General features: G+C 47.5%; 14 protein-coding genes. 7 read left to right on the plus strand and 7 right to left on the minus strand.

Annotated elements, in window-relative coordinates:
- Positions 1-52 precede the first annotated feature (52 nt).
- The 3 genes from ACFVVF_RS19655 (at position 53) to ACFVVF_RS19665 (ending at position 3,355) form a co-directional block, all read left to right on the plus strand.
- A complete protein-coding gene (locus ACFVVF_RS19655; protein WP_387813348.1) occupies positions 53-1,510 on the plus strand; it encodes an aromatic amino acid lyase in 1,458 nt (485 codons plus the stop codon).
- Positions 1,511-1,520: 10 nt separating this feature from the next.
- Positions 1,521-2,852 carry an aromatic amino acid lyase gene (locus ACFVVF_RS19660; RefSeq protein WP_387813350.1) on the plus strand — a complete coding sequence of 444 codons (1,332 nt, stop codon included), beginning with the start codon at positions 1,521-1,523 and terminating at the stop codon, positions 2,850-2,852.
- A gap of 179 nt (positions 2,853-3,031) precedes the next feature.
- Complete coding sequence (locus ACFVVF_RS19665; RefSeq protein ID WP_387813353.1) at positions 3,032-3,355, plus strand: hypothetical protein; 324 nt, start codon at positions 3,032-3,034, stop codon at positions 3,353-3,355.
- 69 nt (positions 3,356-3,424) lie between these two features.
- Here the strand turns inward: ACFVVF_RS19665 and ACFVVF_RS19670 are convergent, their stop codons facing one another.
- The 5 genes from ACFVVF_RS19670 to ACFVVF_RS19690 all read right to left on the minus strand — a co-directional run bounded on the left by ACFVVF_RS19670 (position 3,425) and on the right by ACFVVF_RS19690 (position 8,285).
- Positions 3,425-3,988: a TetR/AcrR family transcriptional regulator gene (locus tag ACFVVF_RS19670; protein ID WP_387814274.1), complete on the minus strand. Its 564-nt coding sequence runs from the start codon at positions 3,986-3,988 to the stop codon at positions 3,425-3,427.
- A gap of 119 nt (positions 3,989-4,107) precedes the next feature.
- Entirely contained in the window at positions 4,108-4,560 is a 453-nt protein-coding gene (locus ACFVVF_RS19675) for an ion transporter (protein ID WP_387813356.1), read from the minus strand.
- A 32-nt stretch (positions 4,561-4,592) separates the two neighbouring features.
- A complete protein-coding gene (locus ACFVVF_RS19680; RefSeq protein ID WP_387813358.1) occupies positions 4,593-5,948 on the minus strand; it encodes an SEC-C metal-binding domain-containing protein in 1,356 nt (451 codons plus the stop codon).
- Between the two features lie 216 nt (positions 5,949-6,164).
- On the minus strand, positions 6,165-7,913 hold the full coding sequence (locus ACFVVF_RS19685) for a sulfatase-like hydrolase/transferase (RefSeq protein ID WP_387813361.1): 1,749 nt from the start codon (positions 7,911-7,913) through the stop codon (positions 6,165-6,167).
- A gap of 144 nt (positions 7,914-8,057) precedes the next feature.
- Positions 8,058-8,285 (minus strand): glycine zipper domain-containing protein, encoded by a 228-nt coding sequence (locus tag ACFVVF_RS19690; RefSeq protein ID WP_042168622.1) that lies wholly within the window; start codon positions 8,283-8,285, stop codon positions 8,058-8,060.
- 282 nt (positions 8,286-8,567) lie between these two features.
- Between ACFVVF_RS19690 and ACFVVF_RS19695 the strand changes: the two genes are divergently transcribed.
- Positions 8,568-10,085, plus strand: a complete 1,518-nt coding sequence (locus ACFVVF_RS19695) for an MDR family MFS transporter (RefSeq protein ID WP_387813364.1) — start codon at positions 8,568-8,570, stop codon at positions 10,083-10,085.
- 74 nt (positions 10,086-10,159) lie between these two features.
- Here ACFVVF_RS19695 and ACFVVF_RS19700 read toward each other — a convergent pair whose 3' ends face one another.
- Together ACFVVF_RS19700 and ACFVVF_RS19705 are read right to left on the minus strand one after the other, a co-directional pair.
- Positions 10,160-10,567 carry a DUF6855 family protein gene (locus ACFVVF_RS19700; RefSeq protein WP_387813367.1) on the minus strand — a complete coding sequence of 136 codons (408 nt, stop codon included), beginning with the start codon at positions 10,565-10,567 and terminating at the stop codon, positions 10,160-10,162.
- A gap of 232 nt (positions 10,568-10,799) precedes the next feature.
- Entirely contained in the window at positions 10,800-11,429 is a 630-nt protein-coding gene (locus ACFVVF_RS19705; RefSeq protein ID WP_387813370.1) for a YfbR-like 5'-deoxynucleotidase, read from the minus strand.
- Positions 11,430-11,895: 466 nt separating this feature from the next.
- Here ACFVVF_RS19705 and ACFVVF_RS19710 point away from each other — a divergent pair, with 466 nt between their 5' ends.
- From ACFVVF_RS19710 to ACFVVF_RS19720, 3 genes are all read left to right on the plus strand, one after another.
- On the plus strand, positions 11,896-12,834 hold the full coding sequence (locus ACFVVF_RS19710) for a GNAT family N-acetyltransferase (protein WP_387813371.1): 939 nt from the start codon (positions 11,896-11,898) through the stop codon (positions 12,832-12,834).
- A 155-nt stretch (positions 12,835-12,989) separates the two neighbouring features.
- Complete coding sequence (locus ACFVVF_RS19715; protein ID WP_387813374.1) at positions 12,990-15,065, plus strand: S-layer homology domain-containing protein; 2,076 nt, start codon at positions 12,990-12,992, stop codon at positions 15,063-15,065.
- A 141-nt stretch (positions 15,066-15,206) separates the two neighbouring features.
- Entirely contained in the window at positions 15,207-20,234 is a 5,028-nt protein-coding gene (locus ACFVVF_RS19720; RefSeq protein ID WP_387813376.1) for an AAA family ATPase, read from the plus strand.
- Positions 20,235-20,236: the final 2 nt, after the last annotated feature.

The following is a 20,236-nucleotide window of genomic DNA, read 5'->3' on the forward strand; positions in this document are numbered from 1 at the left end:
CATGTTGATTCTAAGCGAGCTTACAAGAAGATGATTAAGAGGAGTATAGTCTATGAGTACCCCACTACCATTAAACGGATCGAACTTAACGATAGAACATATGAATGCGGTGCTGGCAGGGGAAGCAATTACAGTAAACCTCATCAAGCCGCTTCAGCCTGCCTCGAAGTATTCATTTCAGCATAAACCGGAACAGAGTCCTTTTGGTAGTTCCGACGGGAACTTGTTAGATGCTATAAGGGATTATGTGCGGTATGACGGTGAGCTGCTGCCTTCCGGATCAGGCCTGCTGAGCCTGTATCTTCTTTTGAACCATGCTGTTAAATATGATGACGCGCTCCGCGACGAATGGACCGATAGAGTTTTGTTTTTTATAAACAATCGTATCGAACCCTGCTTGCATGAAGCAAATAGGACTGAGCTATCGGCTATGAGTGAGCTTTTCTTAATTCTTTACGGCGAAGAGGAGCTGGTCTGCCGCTATGAGGGACAATGGATAACGGTCGGAGAGCTATTCCGGGAGAAGGGTCTGAGCAAGCTTTCTTGTACGATTAGAGATGCGGCTTTCATTACGAGTCTATGCTGTGTTTCTACAGCTGTGGCTATTTATGCAGTGTTCGAGGCCTCCAGATTAACAAAAACCGCAGATATTTGTGTTGCGATGCAGCTGGAAGCGATCCGCGGGGAGACAGGGGCCTTCGACGGGCGGCTGCATGAGCTGGGCAGGCCATATGCGAGTCAGATTGAAGTAGCGGATAACGTAAGAAGGCTAATCTCGGGAAGTGAGTTTACGACGGAAAGAGGCCGTGAAGCTTTCGGCGGAGATAATGGGCCACGCTGTCAGGATGCGATTAGCATTCGGGCTGTACCGCAAACGCATGGAGGCGTCCGGGACACCGTCAGATGGCTGAAGGAGCAGCTGGACAATGAGATTAATGCTATCAGTCATCAATCAAATCCGCTATTGGGGTACTTATTGAATCTGTTAGTTATCGGCTTAATTGATCTCGGTAATATAAGCGAAAGAAGAAGCTTCAGACTCCTGGACAGTAAACTGTCATACGGGCTGCCGATGAATCTTGTTGGCGAAAACCCCGGCTTCAATCATGGCTTTCCGGTCATTCAGGCCTCTGCTGCGGGTGTGCTTGGAGAGTTGAAGCTGCTAGCGGTTCCGAATGCTGCTTTTGCCCAATATGATCCGATTACGAAAAAATATAGGTGCGCCACCTTTGCTTCCTCTCTCAAAACGTTAAATGCGATCTCGTTGCTTGATAAGATACTGGGAATCGAGATGTATATGGCGGCTCAGGGGATGGATCTGGCCAAGGCTAAGCTGACGGACTTCGCGTTTGGAGCGGGCTCGAACCAGGCACTTCATATATTCAGAAGGTTTGTACAGACGGTAAAAGCGAACCGCTTCGCTTCACCGGATATGGCGGCTGCGGAGAAAGTAGTCACAGAAGGAATCGTGCTGCAAGCAGTGGAAAATGCGATCGGACAGTTAAGGTAGGTGGATGGTTATGAACGATGCAGACTTTTATATCGATGGTTATAGCTTAACAATAGAGCATATTGTAAAAGCCGGGCGCGGGGAGCTAGGCAAGGCAGCTTTGGACCCTGAAGCGAGAGCAAAATGCCAGAGCAGCAGAACACAGATTACGAACTGGCTTGGGGCGGATGCTCCTGTTGTATACGGGGTGAATACGGGGCTTGGCAATCTGAAGGATACAGTACTCTCGCCAGAAGAGCATCTCGCGTGGAATAAAACGATACCTTATCCGCATGCAGTCGGCGTGGGGCAGTATTTGAATCCCGTTATTACTAGAGCCTCGCTGCTTATACGTGCGAACGTACTGAGCCGGGGATACTCCGGCGTGAGGCCGGAGCTGATCGACCGGATGCTTGATATTTTTAACCATGGTATCTCTCCGGCAATTCGTGAGTTAGGATCTACGGGGCTAAGCGACCTTGGACCGCTGGCTCACAATGCGATGGTCGTTAGCGGATTGGAAGACGCCGAAGTTTTCTACAAAGGGAAGCAGATGCTTGCGCAAGCGTGCTTTAATACGCTGGGTCTGGCGATGGAATTCCCGCTGGAATGCAAAGAAGCGCTTGCTCAAATGAATGGCTCGACCATGACGCAGGCTATTGCTATCTTTGCTTGTCATAACATGCAGCAGCTGCTGGATATTGAACAAAAAATCGAGGGTCTTCTGAGTCACGAGCAGGAGATTCATATCGACTCGAAAGAGCAGGTAAATACGGCGGTTGAGAAAGCCTTCAGCCTTATTTTGAATACCGTAAACTTCGAAAACAATATCACTTGCGATAATCCGCTCCTTTTCGAGACTGAGGACGGGTACGAAGCGGTAATGGGCTGTAATTGCAGCAATACGCAGGTAGGTTATACGATGGACCTGCTTACTATCCTCATTGCGGACAAGGCCAACTATGTGCTGGAATTTATCAACAGGCTGGAGGAGTCAGAAGGGGGAAGGCTCGGTGCAATCCGGGAAGCTGCAGCGGCAACAGCAGCACTCATCCGAACGTTATCCATCCCTGCCAGCGCTGATTCGATTCCTACCAAAGCGAATCAGGAGGATCATGTCGAGTTTAGTTATGGAGCCGCAAGGAAAGCCATGAAGGCACTGAGCGCCTATCAGTCTTTATTGTCTTATCTCTTTAGCGCAGTCATAAAGACGGAAGCGGCTCACAACAATGACAGACAAGTGACAGCAGTGTTCCCGGATTTGTTCGCCAATATTGCAGGCCCTTCTGCCAAGCTGGCCGCTGAGCTTCAGGAGTATTTGGCCGAAAAGTTTAATCTGGTGCCGTTGACTTTGCACGCGTAGGTCAACTCAAATAAGGCGCATTCCAAGCTATGCAGATCCGGCATCATGATGTCGGATTTTGTTTGTATATCAAGAAGGAATTGATGGAAGTTTTGTCGTATTTTATTAGTTGTATGAGCAGCAGGTTGTCGAATTTCACTGGTAGTTTACCTAAAGTCCTCAATTAAAGGAGAATACCTATGAGCAATCGTCTATCGGTAGAAAAGTTAGAAGTACTTGAACAGAAATATGGGGTTGAAATCAATACGACGGCTTACCTCGAATACAATGAGTTTGAGGAGTTGGATGAAATTAAAGTAATCGGTGAGATTATGTCTGGTAATTTAAACTGCGATCTCGATGTTGTAACTAGCGTGTACAATCCGCAAGGTGAAATCATTGGGACAGCGTCCTCTTATATTGACAGTGATACGTTTGAAGGCATTGAACCTTTTTCTGAGATTATAAGCATTCCTAAAGGCGAGCAGGTGGGCAAAGTAAGAATTTATCCTAAGCAGTCCTAGGGTAAACAGAGTCATCATTTACAGTAAAGACCCTTAACCTACAAGGTTATGGGTCTTTACTTATTTTCATCAAGCATTCCCTTTGAAAAAATGAGTCGAGCCACGCTCATGCAGACGTATGAGCTGGGTTGCCATGTATTTGGGGGAATACTGCATGTCGTTTTCCAGCCAATACATAATGATTCCCAGATGAGCCGACGTTACATACCGGACGATAATATCCCGCGGCATCGTGACTTGTTGGTCGTTGGGCTGCGCAATTACGGATCGGCGGTATAGGGATTCCCGGATGATGGTTTCCATACGCAAGGAGAAGCCGGGCAGGCCATTCGGGCCAAGCATCACCCGGTAAAATGCAGCATGCTCGGCGATATGCTGGAACTGGCGAATGAAGGATTCAGGCGGCGTATTCGCATCCTGAACAAAATCAGTGACCTCGAAATCAGGCGGCAGCTGAAACGCAGCAGCAAATTCAGCCAGCATGCCGTCGACAATTTTTCGCAAAAGATCGAACTTGTCCTCATAATGCAGATAAAACGTGGCTCGATTGATCTCGGCGTGCTGCGTAATGTCCCGAACCGTAACGTGATCGAAGCCTTTTGAATCCATCAGTGACAACAGGGCATCTCGAATAAGATGGTGGGATTATTGCAGGCAAGTTCACGGATAGTGAAGGAAGAGGAATTACAGCATAACCTATTAAACAAAAAAAGACACGGCCAGAAACTGGTTGTGTCTTTTTTATGGTCATTCTAGCTATTAGCACTTTTTTCTAAGACATTTACTTCTTTAGCCGCTTTGGAAGCTTTTTTGCCGATCTTATACGACTTAACCAGCTTCACGCCTTTGGTTACTTTAAACAATTTGAATGATTTAAAGGATTTTATTCCTTTGAGAGCTTTAAGACCGGTTAATGAACCGATACCATAGACGCCTTCGAGAATTTGCGTTGCGGAGATCGATGTTCCGACAGCCAATAAGCTGAGCCACTGTTCCTTGAAGAAGGTGCGGGCGTCTTTAGCGAGAAAGAACAGTGCTACCAATTCGATAACGTAGAACCATAGAATGTAATGGGCAGCAGCATCGAGCGGCTCTTTAATTTCCTTGGAGACGGAAGTAAAGCCCAGAATGGTGACGAATACGATAAATAAAGAGAGAATAAAGGAAAAAATGAGATACCACTTTTTAAAATATTTTAGTCTCATAGCAGACCCTTTCGTACTTAGATTAAGTGGTTCTATTTCCGGCCCGCCGGGAGAAGCTGCAGCAGCTCGGGACGAGTGAGCCAGAGGTGGTGGTTTAGCGCCACATAGACAACGGCTTCGCGGTCATCACCATAGCCGATGTATTCCGGTGCTTGACGAGGCATCCGTTTCTTGCCCAGCAGATACGGCGGAACATAGGGATTATGCGCGGTTGCATCCTTAATAAGCTTGTTCAGCTTGGACGACTTGCCGTTCAGAGCGTGTTCGACCAGAATCCGGCTATAATTAAAGGCTGCACTATGGTCTTCTTCATATTGCTGGATGAGCTTGTCCGCGCTGTTCCAATCCATCGTCTCGATGTAGGCGGACAACAGCAGCTCTCGGACTCCCTGATTATCCATCGGATTAAGCTCCAGCATTTCACGGTAATGCTGAATGGCCTCTGGCAATTTATCCAGCTCCACACATACCTCTGCATAGCCTTTTTTAGCTCTCATATAAGGCCGAGTGGGCATGTACATCCAGAAGTGCCCTTTATATTCCTTGAAAAAAGCTTCTCCGAAATCTTTTTCTGCGATAGTCATAGCCTGCTTGTAAAAGTAAGCCGCTTCTTTCGGCTTAGTCGCTGCGCTTTCTGCCAGAAGGTTATAAGCATCGACGTTATTAGGGTCTAAGAGAAGCGCGTCCTGGGCCAGCTTGACTCGTCTCTGGGGAGTGGGCTCTTCCCATGCCGCATAAATAAGGTCTGCAGCTTGCTCGGTTTTGCTGACTTCTTTTGTCCGGGCAGGTATTTGGTTTAGATTTCGTTGAAGAAAGTCATTCGCTTCCTCTATTGTTTCGAAATTTTGCTCTTGCAGCAGCGTCTGAATATTCAGCAGGTCCTTTTCCATTTGCACGCTTGCGTTAGGAACCATTTTGGAATTCTGATGAACGGGCTCCAGATCTGCAGGCGTAACCTCATCCAAGTAGTCATAGATTTGGTTGACCCGCTGCGATAACGTACCGACGGATACTTCATATTTTTTAGCCAATGCGCTCTGAGTGACTTCATATCCATGAATCTGGCATAGAATATACTCGAGTGCGGCAGGATACACCCCAATTTTCTTGCTAATCGGATCCGTTGTTCTGGCATAATCATTCCAGATTCTAAGAAGACGGGTAATTTCCTCTTGTGAATATAATTGTTTTGTCTGATGAACAAAATGATCGGCGATGAGCTCATGCTGCTCGTTCAGCCAGATGGATTTAGCAGCAGCTTTAGGTACTGCCGGCTGCGAGGAAGTTAGTGGTATTACATTTCCGGCCTCGTCTTTATCGATACAACATTTTTTGTACTTTAAGCCGCTTCCGCAATGGCAAGGATCATTTCGTCCTAGCTTTTTCATGGTAAAATCCTCCGAATTTTCAGCTTTACTGTTATTTACAATGATCTCATTTGCTTATTATTACAATGAATATCGTTAGTATTCTGATGATTTCATTATAAAACAATATGAGTAATGGTACCATTGGGTTCTGTTGTATGTTTCTTATTCTGCATAGCATAAAGAAGGCTCTGCCCGGCATGTGCGGTGTAGAGCCTTCTGGACCGCCTTTATGTTCTATATCGTAGGTTGAACAGGGTATAAGCGTTTCTGTTCACGCTGCTGCTCCAGCAGACGCATCATCAAGTTTTGGACGTTTAACGTATACGGGGTTGTATGGCCCGGATGGGCTAGATTACGTGTTTCCAGCGGGTCATCGGTCAAATTATACAGTTCATACTCATCAGGCACCGGTTGTGTTTTTGCAGATGTTGCCCACTCGCCTGAGTTCCCGATTGGATAGGTTGTGACATCCTGGATCCCCGGCTGGCTCCAGAACTGATCATTGTCGAAATAACGGGAGAACTTCCAAAGCTGACGTTGCTGCTCATGATAAAGGGGAGCGATAACAGTCTCGATATGATTAGGCTGGACAACTGCCGGATAGGGCACTCCAAGCGGATTTTGCTGATGCTGTCCCCGTGTGACATCGTCATCGGTCATGAAGTAAACAGGCTGGTCGGTTAGTGCCGGCTGGCCGTTGTCCCGGACAAGCGGGCTAAGGTCGCGGCCGACCAGCGGACGAGCTTCGCTGAAGCTGGTTTGCAAGCGGCTTCGAACTTCTTCCTGATTAATATGGGCTAATCCCAGCAGCGTTGGCAGAAGATCGAGATGACTAGTAAGCGCGCGGGTATTCTTTTGCTCCGGGAACAAATGTTTATTATGGATGATTAACGGGACGTGAAGAAACTCTTCATAGGCACAGTACCATTTCTGATGCAAATCACCGTGAGAGCCCAGCAGATCACCGTGATCAGAAGTGAAAATAACGATCGTATTCTCGTAAAAGGAAGAGCGGGTAAGCGCCTCAAATACTTTGAGCATTTGCTGGTCTGCATTTTTCTGCAATTGATAGTATAGCTGCCGGTAAAAGGCATCGTCGCTAATAGGCTGCAAAGCTCTCGGGTATATATCGCGATACGACGCTTGGCAGCGCGGCTTGGTGTTCAACTGTTCATGGATAGTGGGAGGAGGGGCGACCGCAGGTATTGCCGGATCGATTTCAAATTTGAAAGCAGGCAGCCGGGCTGTAAGATCGCCATAGAGTGTAATATCATGCGGGTTCACGAAGGAAGAGACGATGAGCCAGGGTGGTGCCTGGTTATCTTGGGAATGCCAACGGTCAAGCGCCTCAATGAGCTGGACCGTCTCTGCAGCATATACCTCATCCCTACCGCTTAATCCGAAGGCTGCCGAGGAAGCGGAGTTGCGAGGGTTTCTGCCTACGGGATCGGGTCCGATCCAATTCGAGAAGCCGAAGTCTTCCAAGCGATTCGCATGGAAATATAGCTGCTCCAGCTCCGGATCAGGCACGCCTGTCAGGGGATGGTAGCTGGGAACGCTGTTATGAGTACCGGGCGAAATAATATCTTCATTTGAAATATGCCATTTGCCTTTATAGTACGTGCTGTAGCCCGCTGAGCGAAAATAATGGCCCATTGTCGGCACCGTATTCCGGTTCAGCCAAAACATATCGGAATCAAAAGCTTCTTTAGCAATGCCGACTGTCTGACTGACGCCATGCAGCGACGGATACTGGCCTGTAAATAAAGTAGCCCGGCTGGGGCAGCAAGCCGTGCTTCCTATATAATGCCTATGGAATTCCAGGCTGTGAGACTTCAACAGCTGCTGGGTTACGAGATTTTGTCTGCGCCATGCTCGCAGCTCTTCACTTTCATAAACAGGCGGATATCGCTCCTCGTCGACCATTAGAATGAGAAAGTTGGGCCTCTCCAGCTTGCGTGACAATCCGGAAGCTTGATTCATAGCGGATACACACCCTCTGCCAGGTTTTACTTTAGGCTATGTAGAGGTGCATTTGAAAATGAATGGAGACAAAAAACAGCACCTCTAACGTTATGTCGGAGGTGCTGCTTTTGGAAGAATATCGACGCTATCCAGCGTTATACTTTAATCTCTGCGGTGATCATTATCGTCGTCATCATTAGCATCATCTACATTTTCGCCAGCCTTGTTGCCCAGCGCTGCGCCTACGATGCCGCCTACAACGGTGCCGACAGGGCCTAGAGCGGAACCTACGACAGCACCAACAGCGCCTCCGCCTACTGTTCCTACAGCTTCTCCAGTACTTGTATCGTTGTCATTATCGATTCGATCCCGGTCATCATGTTGAGTCATCGATTTACACTCCCTCTCTTTTTTTGTGAACATCAGCTGCATTGCAGCGCAGTTTCGAAATTTATATTGCCCCGATCCGTTATGGGAAATTCATCTATTACATAAATAAATGCAGCAATTCGTATTTCTCATATATAAAAATGGTTATTCTAAGCTCTGGCACATTGAATGCGTCTAATGCAAACGGGAATACTAATGAGCATATTTGGCAAAATAACTCGGACTTTTATTACCCGGAAACTGTCAAATGGGATGAAACTTCAGGAAAGAGGGCTGCAACAGATGGATAGAGCGAGAACCAATACGACATGGACCGTAGCCGGCCTGCTGCTTGGCTTGTTTATGGCCGCGCTGGACCAGACCATCGTGTCTACAGCCATGCCTACAATAGTAGGGGAGTTTGGGGGTTATGAGCAGTTAGTATGGGTGTTTTCCGCCTATATGATTGCCAGTGTCGTAACCACTCCGATTTTCGGAAAGCTGTCGGATATGTATGGCCGTAAACCTTTTTTTCTCTTGGGTCTCGGTATATTTCTAATTGGTTCTGTCCTGTGCGGGATAGCGAACGGCATGACGGAGCTTATTCTGTTCCGGGCGCTGCAAGGTATTGGCGGGGGGGCGATTATGCCGCTATGCTTTGCTGTCATTTTTGACATTTTCCCGATTGAGAAGCGGGGCAGAATGAACGGATTGTTCGGCGCCGTATTTGGCTTGTCGAGTGTATTCGGGCCGCTTGCCGGAGCGTATTTCACCGATTACTGGCATTGGCGCTGGGTTTTTTATATTAATATTCCGTTCGGCATATCGGCTATTTTGTTTATCGTACTGTTCTATAGAGAAGCTGGGGAGACGAAGAAGCAGGTGATCGATTGGGGCGGTGTACTGCTGCTTGCAGGTACAATTCTGAGTCTAATGTTCGCCTTGGAGCTTGGCGGCAAAACATACGCATGGAATTCGGTGCAGATTATCGGATTGTTCATTGCTTTCGTTGTTCTGTTGATCATCTTCCTGATCGTAGAGAGCAGAGTATCGAATCCGGTTATATCCCTGCATTTGTTCAAAAACAAAGTGTTCACCGCAAGCCAAGTTTGCAGCTTCCTGTATGGCGCGATTCTGATTTCAGGTGCGACCTATATTCCTATCTTCGTACAGGGCGTATATGGAGGTTCAGCCAGCTCTGCCGGACAAACGCTGACTCCGATGATGCTCGGGGTCGTGGCAAGCTCCGTGCTTGGTGGCCGTTTTGCGACTAAGTTTATGTTCCGCAGCATTATGCTGGTATCTGCAGCGATTCTAATTATCGCGCTGTTCCTCTTGGGATCAATTGATGCAGATACGCATCGCTGGGTCGTTACGGTGTACATGATTTTTGTAGGGCTCGGAATTGGCGTTTCATTCGTCATCTTTAATATTGCGACGCTGCACGGCATCAGTCCAGAGTATAAGGGTGCTGCTACCTCCATGGTCGTATTTTTCCGGACGATTGGCTCCGCGCTTGGCATTACGATATTTGGTGTCATTCAGACGAGCAGACTGAAGACAAATATTACAGCCGTGCTTCCGGACCCTTCCATGGCCGAGAAATTCGGAGATCCTCAGGCGCTGCTTAATCCTGCCGTCCGTCAAATGTTCCCGCAGGATGTGCTGCAGAAAATGATTGTAGGCTTAGCGGATTCAATCGCCTTTCTGTTCCAATGGAGTATTGCGCTGCCGATTCTGGCAGTCGTCTTTATCCTCATGCTAGGCCGTGCCAGAGTACCGCAAGGCGGCCAGTCAGAAGCTCCGCGAAGCTTTGAATAACTTACGGCAATACGGCAAAAAACCTTTGGCATGGCGCAAAGGTTTTTTGTTTATTTTATGGGAGAATATTCAATTTACAGCGCACGCATCCGGTTGTTGCGGGGATTATGCTCAACCTCTGCAAGGCCTAGTGCTTCCATCAAAGGAGGGACATACATGCCGAAGCGGCCGCGGAAGCCTTTCTTCAGGCCGTACCAGCCTGCGATCGGATTGTCCGAGGAGCGGGCCCAAGCTTCAACTGTACCTTCTTTGGGGGGCTTCTGCTCGTCCGCACTGCCAAGCTCGATCCAATCTCCATGCTGCTTGAGCATGTCATGCAAATCGGCGATACAGCGATAGTCATAATGAAGAACGGTTTTGCCTACCGTGCACACGATAATTTCTTTTCCATCCTTTTCATCCTTATACATTTCGTATTCAGAGGTTCCAGGAGGCGTTTTTAATTTCCATGGATGTTCTTTTGTACCTTGATCTGCTGACATAGGACGCTCCTTTGTTTTTCTTAGTTTGTCTCCAGTATAGGATAGCATACGGAGGTGAAGAAAAGACATGAGGAAGCGGAGGGAAGCCGTATGTAGAGAGGAGAGATGAGGGAAAGGGACAGGGAAAGGAACGGAGGGCTGAGATTGAAGGGAGTTTAGAAGTTTTCGGTAGATGAGAAAAGCAGGGTCGGGACGGGAGGGTTAGAAAGAATGGGCATAACGAGCCGCAAGCTTAAAGCTCCAAAGCTTCTCTCGTTATTTTTTGAATATCAACGGGGCAATTAGGGCTTTCTTTCACGATGTCAGGCAAAATATGCGTTAAAAAATAATCGACGCAGTGCAGCTTGATTTTTTTGATTTTGATGAGCGCCTCGCGGTACATGACAACGAATTCCTTCTCGGTATTGCCTCTCTGCAATTCCGTTAGTGCCTCATACACTTGATCCAGTTTATCGGCTACTTCAAGAATCAGCCCTTCGACGGAGTCGTCCTTGCCCTCGCGAAGCTGTCTGCGGAAGATGGGCTTGAATTCCTCTGGAATGTTCTCCTCTATAAAGAGAGCAATCATGCCTTCTTCAACCTTCTGGAGCATACCGCGCAATTCCATCGAATAATGCTTAACGGGCGTTTTAATATCGCCGATAAATATTTCACCGTAATCATGGCTGCTCGTAATCTCATAGAGCTTTTTCCAGTCAATGACGATGCCATTGCTCTCTTCGATATCCGCCAATGTTTTGGCATACTGCACGACCTTCCACGAGTGAGCGGATACGCTATGTTCTTCGAACTTGAATTTTCCAGGGCAGCGGATAATACGTTCGAGATCGTTCAAGGATTGAAAGTAAGTGTGAATTCCCATAATATGCATTTCCTTTCTTCGTTGTTGTGTAAGCTACTGTACAGTTCGAGTATAGCTTCGATTTGTTAAGGGATGATAAAGTCGGTAATTCGTTGAAAATAATCTGTATGAATGGTAAAATAGGGGAAATTAATGCGATAGGAGCGAATGGTGTAATGATTATGGTTGTTCTTAATCAGTTGATCTAATAACTGAATATAAGAGGTGAAATGAAAGGCAGATGAAGCATTTATAATGCTTGATTTGCTATGCTGCGCTGCCTCTTATGATAAAGAACAACAGTTTAGTCATACACCGCAATCTCCGCCGTCAGTATTGAAGAAGCCGATTTATGACCAGGATAACCGGGATAACAATGGCCTATTCATACGAAGGAGATTTCAGGCTGCAGATGAGCTATGTTCATCTGCAGCCTTTTTTGCTTTTCTAGCTTCTTTATGAAATTAAACGTCAGGGGGAATGAACGATGGAGACAAAAGAATGGTCGGAGCTTGTTCACACTTATCAATTAACGGATGGATATTCGATTCAAAGAGCGGGAGTGGATGAGTGGGGAATCTATTGTTCGATTTATTATAATGCGAGCTACAATGGATTTTTTAGAGAGGAGCTATATAACAGGGCCAGGAACAACGCTTTCTGGATCTATAAAGGAGAAACAAAAATCGGCGGGGTCAGGATGTCTCCTAATCTCATTTACCATTTGTTTTTCATACCGCCGTTTCGTCATGAATTCGAAGTGTTGAAACAATTGAAAGCGATTTTAATTCACTGGTCTGATAAGACAAATCCAATTAGAACGTTTGAGGTGCTCCCAGACCAAGTTTCTTTATATGCGAGAGCAGGCTTTTGGCCGGACGAATTCAGATGCCGATGGATGCAGCGCCCTACCGGTTATTTTGAGCTCGACTGGGATTCAAATGTCATCATTCAAAGCCCTCAAATCGAGGATGATGCGAAGAATGGCAAACGATTTACCAATGAAGATGAAATCGCCCATTGTGATTTTAATAGCTTTAAGGGAGGTTTTGAAGCGGTAAGAAGGAATAAAGCTTCTTTGGCGGACTTTATTCCGAATGAGGATCCTAATCTGACCAATGAACGATTGCTGCAGGCATCAACTCTTGTCTATGACCGGGAGTCGGGCGGCTTAATCGCGAATTGCCGTCTTTGCCTGCAAGACAATGTGGCGGCCGTATATAGTATTGGTGTCTTGCCTGCTTATAGGGGGAGAGGGCTGGCTACTCTAATGCTGAAGAGGGCATTAACTGTCCTTAAAGATCATTATCCCATCCTAAGGTTGTATGTGATGGAGGGCAATAAGGCGGAATCCGTCTATTATAATTTGGGATTTGCTTCGGGTGTGCAAGAGATACAGAGCATGCGCATTCCGGCTAAGGGGTAGTGTGTTTTGCGAAGGTAATGGTTATTGTTCCCTGCAATGAAGTCTGATTGTTATTTTGTCATGTGACAATATTGATGACACCGGTCACTAGAGCTGGAAGAAATAGGGCTATATACTTATGTAGATAGTCATCTAATTCTTTTGGAGGTAGTGTAATGAGAAAAGGCAACAAAATATCATTATCCTTATTATTGTCGCTGTTTATTATTTTCTCGCTTGTTCAGCCAATGGCGCATGCGGCAGGAAATATGGCAGATCGGTTGTACGAAGGGCAACAAGTAGATTTTAACGACACAGACGACGCGGTTTCCGAGGCATTGCCAATCGGCTTTGATTTTAGCTTTTTTGGAAACGAGTATGACGAAGCCTATGTGACAACGAATGGCTATCTGATGTTCCATGATCCAGATTCATATTATAGATACAATGGACCGCTTCCGCTTACAGAGCCTAACAACTATATCGCGCCATACTTTACAGATCTGCTCGTGGATAACGCAACGGTTTTATACGCCACAATCGGGGAGGCGCCAAATCGTAAATTTGTTGTGCAATGGACGAATGTAAATCATATTGATAATGACAACAGTTATGCAACGATTCAAGTGATCTTGTACGAATCAACTGGTGAGGTGCAGTTCCAATACCCTCAGTTTAATCTAGAAGAAGATGAAGACGATAACGGTGAAAACCCGCCGTTGTTTAGTCTAGACGCAAATCAATATAATTTGCTGATCGGACTGCAAGATGGAGAGGCATATACGAATTATTCCATAGACGAAGCAAATACCGTTGCAGAGGGGCAAGCCATTCGCTTTACGCCAGACAGCGAAGATTCATCCCTCTACACGATCAATGCTAATGCTAATTATGAGTCGCTTGCCCTCACAATAGATATTCTGCTGGCAAATTCCCCTGAGCAGCTTTCTCCCGCAAAAGGAACTTCGGTTAACGGCTCCTTGACATTAAGCTGGAGCAGCGTGCCAGACGCAACGGATTATTCAATTCTAATTGATAGTAAGCCGTCATTCGATGATCCAGCGGTTATAGAGGCAGGTTCGGCTACTTCCTATTCGTTGGACAGTTTGCCGGAGGGCACCTACTACTGGTTAGTCTATGCTTATAATGCAGTAAGCCAAAGATATTCCCAATCTGCGATTTCAAGCTTTACAGTTGTTTACTCTTCCGGGCTGGGCTTTATTCAATTGAGCGATATTACACTGGATCGTCCAGTGAACGAAAGCGTATATGTCTATAACGCAACAGTACCCCATTCTGTGACAGTTACATCAGCAACTTACACGCCAACCGATAGTAAGGCAACTGCTGTATTGAAGCTGGATGGAGAGCCTGTGAACAATCCAATCAGCTTGAAAGTAGGCATCAACACGATCAGCCTGGATATTATTGCACAGAACGGCCATGTACAGACCTATGAGTTTCATATTACACGTCTGGCGGAATCCACTTCAGGCGGAGGGAATGGCGGTAACGGCAGTAACGGTGGCGGTCCAGTCGCAACACCGTCTCCTACTCCTACACCTACTCCAAAACCAACGCCAACTCCACAGCCTGGAACAGAAGGCTCGATATTTAAAGGCAGCATCCAATATGACCAATGGAAAAATGACTTGAGCAAAAAAGTAACGGAAGCTAATTCCGGTTCAGCACCTGCTTCATTATCCGACATTGCAAATCATTGGAGCAAGAACGCCATTATTCTCTTCACGAAATTGGGCTTTGCAGCCGGCTATGAAGATGGCAGCTTCCGTCCGGATGCAAGCATTACTCGCGCGGAGTTTGCTAAGATTGTGTCACAGGTATTTAATCTTCAAGCAGCTGATCATGCTGCCGGCTTTACTGACACAGGCAGCCACTGGGCGAAAGCCGCAATCGATGCGCTGGCTTCGAACGGCATCATTAACGGTTACAATGATGGAAGCTTTAAGCCAAACCAGACCATCACTCGTGCGGAGATTGTCGCGATAATCAGCAGGATTGTCGATCTGGACAAGGCAGCTGGCGGCAAAAATAAAGGGTTTACCGATACGAACGGTTCCTGGAACGAAGCGCAAATTAAAGCAGCGGCGGCAGCAGGAATTGTACAGGGACGATCCGATGGCAAGTTCCAGCCTAACGTGAATTCTACTAGAGCCGAAGCGCTTACGATCCTGTTGAGAGTTCTGGACTTGGATCCGCAGATCAAAGCTTTGCTCGAGACATTGAAATAATCAAATAGAAAGAAGAGCTCTGCGAGACAACCGCAGAGCTCTTCTTTCATTGCCTTGTTTAATCTATTTCATTGGACCTGTCTTCTATCGCTTATAATGAATTTATATATATCGAAACGAGTCAATTGGAGGAGAGCGCAAATGTTCGAGCTGCCGGGATATGAAACCGAGGAAATCATGGGGAAATATGGGGATGTGAGTCTCTATCGGCTTACAAGGGCCCGGGACGGCCTGCGTCTCTTGGCTAAAACAACCAGCCATGAATATCCCGGTACGGCTGTTATCGACAGCCTCCGTCAAGAGTTCGAACTGCTCACGCGATTGAACGGCAGCGGGACGGTTCAACCGTTCCAATTTGAAGTGTTCAAAGGACGGCCAGTTCTCCTCATTCGAGATAACGGAGCTGTTACCATGGACCGCTTAATGCGGGATCGCGGAGAGGCAACCCTATTATTTCTGCTGGAAATGGCGGTGGGCCTTGCAGATTGCCTCTTTCGGGTTCACCAAGAGCGAATTATCCATTATGGATTGAATCCGAATCAATTTCTCATTCATCCCGATACAGGTCTGGCTGAGCTGCTGGAGCTCAGAAATTGTTCGGTGATGCAGACAGAATCGCTAGCGGGCCCGCCGGCAAACAACACGGACTCCCGGCTGGCCTATCTGTCGCCAGAACAGACGGGCAGAACAGGTACCGAGGCGGACTATCGCAGTGATTATTACGCTTTCGGCGTTATACTGTATGAATGGTTTACGGGCAGCTTGCCTTTTGCTGGAGACAGGGCGGCGGATATAATCTATGCCCATATCGCACTTACACCCGAGCCGGCCAGCAGCCGGAACCCTGATCTGCCGAACGTCATCTCGAATATTATCGGCAAATGTTTGGAAAAAATGCCGGAAGCCCGGTATGTCAGTGCTCTTGGCATCAAGTCGGACTTAGAGCGCTGCTTAGGCTTATGGAGAGAGCATGGCGAGATTGAACCATTCCCGCTTGCGAGTCATGATGTTCCGGAAAAATGGGAGCTTGGCGATCGGCTGTACGGGCGTGACAAGGAACAGCAGCTGCTTCATGAAGCGCTTGGTCTTGCATCGGATGGGACGGCCGCTTTGGTTAGAGTCGGCGGCAATGGCGGGATCGGAAAAACCTTTTTTGTTCAGCAGACCTTGCAGCAAATTTTGCCGGAGGGCAGTTTTTTCGCCGACAGCAAGTTTAACGCCGGCCAGGTTGCTTCTCCCTATGAGATGTGGGTTGAGGTTATCGGCAAATTGACGGACCAGCTGCTGACGGAAAATGAACTGCAAGCTGAAATATGGAAGCTGCGCATATTGGATGCATTAGAAGGCTATGGGCAGCTGCTGGTCGAGCGAGTCCCCCGGCTAGAGCTTCTGATCGGCCCGCAGCAGGCTGTGCCTCCGCTTGCTCCGGCGGAAGCACAGCAGCGGTTTCATTTGCTTCTCAATCGGTTCATACCGTTATTCTCGCAGAGAGGACGGCCGCTTGTTTTGTTCTTTGACGATTTGCAGTGGGCTGATGAAGCTTCGCTGCATTATCTTGTCCATCTGCTTGGTGATCAGCGAAATTCCAAATATTTGCTGGTCATCGGAGCACTGAGGAATACGGAAGTGAACGCGCAGCAACCGGCAGGGAGATTCGAAGCTCAGCTCCAGGGGTTGCCGCTTGCGATCAAGCAAATTGAGCTTGAGGCGCTAGAGATGCCTGATCTGCTGCAAATGCTGCAGGATACGATGCACGCACAGCCGGGTGCTGTCCAACAGCTCGCCGATATTCTTATGCGGAAGATGGCAGGCAGTCCGCTCTTTATTAAACAGTTTCTTCAGGATTTGTTCAGTGACGGCTATCTGACGTTTCACCCGGGGAATCGAAGCTGGCAATGGGACATGCAGTGTATTAACGAGATGCATATATCTGATGATATGGCTACTTACCTCTCTGTTAAACTGCAGCACCTGCCAAATGATACGGTGCTCGCGTTAAGCAGAGCTGCTTATTTGGGAAGCAGCTTCAATGAAGCCGCATTGATTCCGGTAACCGGACTCTCGGCAGACCGGTTGCATGATGCATTGGAGCTTGCTGTGCTCGAGACTTTATTGCGGAAGACAATCGAAGACGGGAATAGCCTTTACCGCTTTCAGCATGACCGCATTCAGCAAGCCGCATTCGAATTGGTGACCCGAGATCAGCGTCCCGTGCTGCATTGGCGGATCGGTTGGCTTATTGTTGATCAGGGCGGTGAGATATATGAAGCGGTTAACCATCTGAATCAGGCATGGGAGAGTATCGGCAGCGAAAATCCAGAACAGCGGAAGCGAATAGCGGAGTTGAATTTACGGGCCGGCGTTAAGGCGAAGCAAGCAAATGCGTACGAAACGGCACGGGGTTATTTTCGCATGGCCACCCGATTGTTGGATGCAAATGATTGGGAGGACGATTACGGTCTTGTCTTTCAATGTTATAAGGAAAGATCGGAGTCGGAGTACTTATGCGGTCAATACGAAACAGCGCAGCAATTGTTCGCGATGCTGCTGGAGCGTTCGGGAACTCCGCTCGATAAAGTGTTTGTCTATACGCTGATGCTTCAACTGGAATCAAATAAGGACAATTACGAAGAGGTGCTCCGGCTTGGCCAGAAAGCGCTGGAACTGCTCGGTATCCCCTATCACTTTCAGCCGAGCAAGCTTAAGCTTGCCATGCAATTGATGCGTGTGCGGCGAAAGCTGCAGGGCCGTTCTCCCGAGTCGCTGCTGCATCTGCCGCCAATGGAGGATGAAGCTCTGAACGCGGCGATGACCGTGCTGGTTCATGTCGGCAACGCATGCTTTATGTTTGCGAAAAACGGCTGGGTATCTACTACTCTGACGATGCTGGAGATGACGCTGGACTACGGAATTGCTCCAGAATCCTCTATCTCTTGTGTCGGCTATGCCATGCTGCTCTGCTTTCAATTCCAGCAGCATAAAGCAGCGTATGACTGGGGAATGCTTGCACTTGCCATTTCCAAGCCTTATCCGGCTCTATACACAAAGACATTAACCTCGTTCTCGCTTTGCTTCGATAGCTGGCGAAAGTACGATCCTCAATTTGTTAATAACCTTGTAGCCTATACTGGGAAAATAAGCCTGGAATCCGGGGATGTGTGGCTTAGTAATCAAAGTGTCATCGTGAGCAGCGGTTTAATGCTTCAATATGGCTATCCGCTCCGGGAGGTTTATGACAAGATCGCCTCTATATTTCCGGATTTAGAGAAACATAGAGGCAGTCTGCTATGGATTCAGGCAGGCGTTATCGCCAAATTGAGCTCCACATTAATGGATTATATGACACCGGATTATCCATTCAAGGAAGAGTCTTCGCTTGCTGCGTATGGTCATCAAGAGCAGCTTGTACAGATTACAGCGAGCACTTATCACTATATGATTGGTTACTTTTTTGAGAACTACGAGGAAGCCGAACGGCATCTCGATGCTGCTGAGGCCATTCAACGAGATTTAAAAGAAGAAAATTTAAATTTATCGATGTTCATTATGTTCCAAAGCCTCACTTGGTCTATGCTCTATGACAACGTGTCCAAGCAGCGGCAGAGGAGCTATCTGTCTCGAATGCGCAAAAACCTGGCTCAATTGAAGAAGTATGCTTTCTCTTGTCCAGAAAACTACCGGCATAAATATCTGATCGTAAAAGCCGAGATCGCCCGTATGATGCAAAAAGATTCATTGGCGGAGGAGCTCTATGAAGCGGCACTCGACGATGCGCGTCTTTATGGACATGTTCATAATGGTGCTATTATTGCTGAATGCTATGCGAAGTTCGGATTAAACCGCGGCAAGAACCGGCTGGCTCAGTTTTATATGGCGGAGGCTTATGAGGCGTACGGGCAGTGGGGAGCGGAAGCCAAGCGATCCCAAATGGCTGAAAAGTACGGGTACCTGCTGAATTTGAATTCTAATTCAGGAATAGAACAGGTTGATTACCTGTCGGTTGTCATGGCTGCCCAAGCTCTATCTAGTGAAATGGAGATGTCCAGCCTCCTTAAGACGCTTTTGCGTATTATGCTCCGGAATGCAGGGGCGGAATTCGGCGCGCTTATATTCGAGGATGATTCGTCGTGGGCAGTAGAAGCCTGCGGCACAGAGGAAAATTTGAATATTGAGACCATCCCCCTCGAAGAAGCGGCCGACATTTTGCCTCTTTCGGTAGTTGGCTATACGGCAAGAACACAAGAGGAAGTCGTACTTCATCATGCAACAGAAGAGGGTATGTTTATACGCAACCATTTCGTTCGGGAGAACAAACTAAAATCGGTGTTATGCTTGCCGATCGTCCATCAGAATAAGCTGATTTGCCTGCTGTATATGGAAAATAATCTTTCCCCGGGCGTATTCACATCGGAACGGCTGAACTTGTTGAAGCTTTTATGCGCCCAGTGCGCCATTTCCATAGAAAATGCAAAGCTATATTCCGGTATTCAAAGGCTGAAGCTTAATTTAGAAGAGCAGGTGGAGCAGCGGACGAGAAGTCTCCGGCAATCCATGAGCGAGACTTCCGCCGCTCTAGCGGAGATGTCCGTCTATGCGGAACGGAACCGGATTGCACAGGAAATCCATGACGTCGTGGGTCATGGGCTGACTTCGACCATTTTGCAGATCGAGGCGGGGAAACGGCTTCTTCATAAGGAGGATAAGGAAGGTGCAGTATTAAGGCTGCAGGGCGCTCAAGATTTGATCCGGCACAGTCTGAATGAAATTCGCGGTTCAGTCCATATGCTGCGTGAAGGACAGGATTTCAATCTTGTACAAGCCATAAACAAGCTGATACGCGACACTGGTGTTGTTGTGGAGGCAGAAATCGAAGAGGTTCCTGCTATATCCCTGGCTCATAAAAAAGTACTCTACCATGCTTTGCAGGAAGGGCTCACCAATGGCATCCGGCATGGAGGGAGCAAGGCGTTTCAGTTTTCTTTGCAGCATGATCATAGCAAGCTCTATTTCTATCTGAAGGACAGCGGAACTGGAGCGGACAAAGTCGTTATGGGTTTCGGGCTGCAGACGATGAAGGAGCGCGCAGAACAGTTAGGCGGCTACCTTCGAATCCAGACGAAACCCTCCGAGGGCTGCACATTAACCATAGAATTGCCCTACTCGAATTAAGA

The sequence above is a fragment of the Paenibacillus sp. NPDC058174 genome (assembly GCF_042883865.1).
GTDB lineage: Bacteria > Bacillota > Bacilli > Paenibacillales > Paenibacillaceae > Pristimantibacillus.

Coding starts and splice junctions, on each gene's coding strand:
- ACFVVF_RS19720 (WP_387813376.1), top strand. CDS start 15,207: ATGTTCGAGCTGCCGGGATATGAAACCGAGGAAATCATGGGGAAATAT.
- ACFVVF_RS19705 (WP_387813370.1), bottom strand. CDS start 11,429: ATGGGAATTCACACTTACTTTCAATCCTTGAACGATCTCGAACGTATT.
- ACFVVF_RS19680 (WP_387813358.1), bottom strand. CDS start 5,948: ATGAAAAAGCTAGGACGAAATGATCCTTGCCATTGCGGAAGCGGCTTA.
- ACFVVF_RS19655 (WP_387813348.1), top strand. CDS start 53: ATGAGTACCCCACTACCATTAAACGGATCGAACTTAACGATAGAACAT.
- ACFVVF_RS19660 (WP_387813350.1), top strand. CDS start 1,521: ATGAACGATGCAGACTTTTATATCGATGGTTATAGCTTAACAATAGAG.
- ACFVVF_RS19675 (WP_387813356.1), bottom strand. CDS start 4,560: ATGAGACTAAAATATTTTAAAAAGTGGTATCTCATTTTTTCCTTTATT.
- ACFVVF_RS19685 (WP_387813361.1), bottom strand. CDS start 7,913: ATGAATCAAGCTTCCGGATTGTCACGCAAGCTGGAGAGGCCCAACTTT.
- ACFVVF_RS19665 (WP_387813353.1), top strand. CDS start 3,032: ATGAGCAATCGTCTATCGGTAGAAAAGTTAGAAGTACTTGAACAGAAA.
- ACFVVF_RS19700 (WP_387813367.1), bottom strand. CDS start 10,567: ATGTCAGCAGATCAAGGTACAAAAGAACATCCATGGAAATTAAAAACG.
- ACFVVF_RS19695 (WP_387813364.1), top strand. CDS start 8,568: ATGGATAGAGCGAGAACCAATACGACATGGACCGTAGCCGGCCTGCTG.
- ACFVVF_RS19690 (WP_042168622.1), bottom strand. CDS start 8,285: ATGACTCAACATGATGACCGGGATCGAATCGATAATGACAACGATACA.
- ACFVVF_RS19710 (WP_387813371.1), top strand. CDS start 11,896: ATGGAGACAAAAGAATGGTCGGAGCTTGTTCACACTTATCAATTAACG.
- ACFVVF_RS19715 (WP_387813374.1), top strand. CDS start 12,990: ATGAGAAAAGGCAACAAAATATCATTATCCTTATTATTGTCGCTGTTT.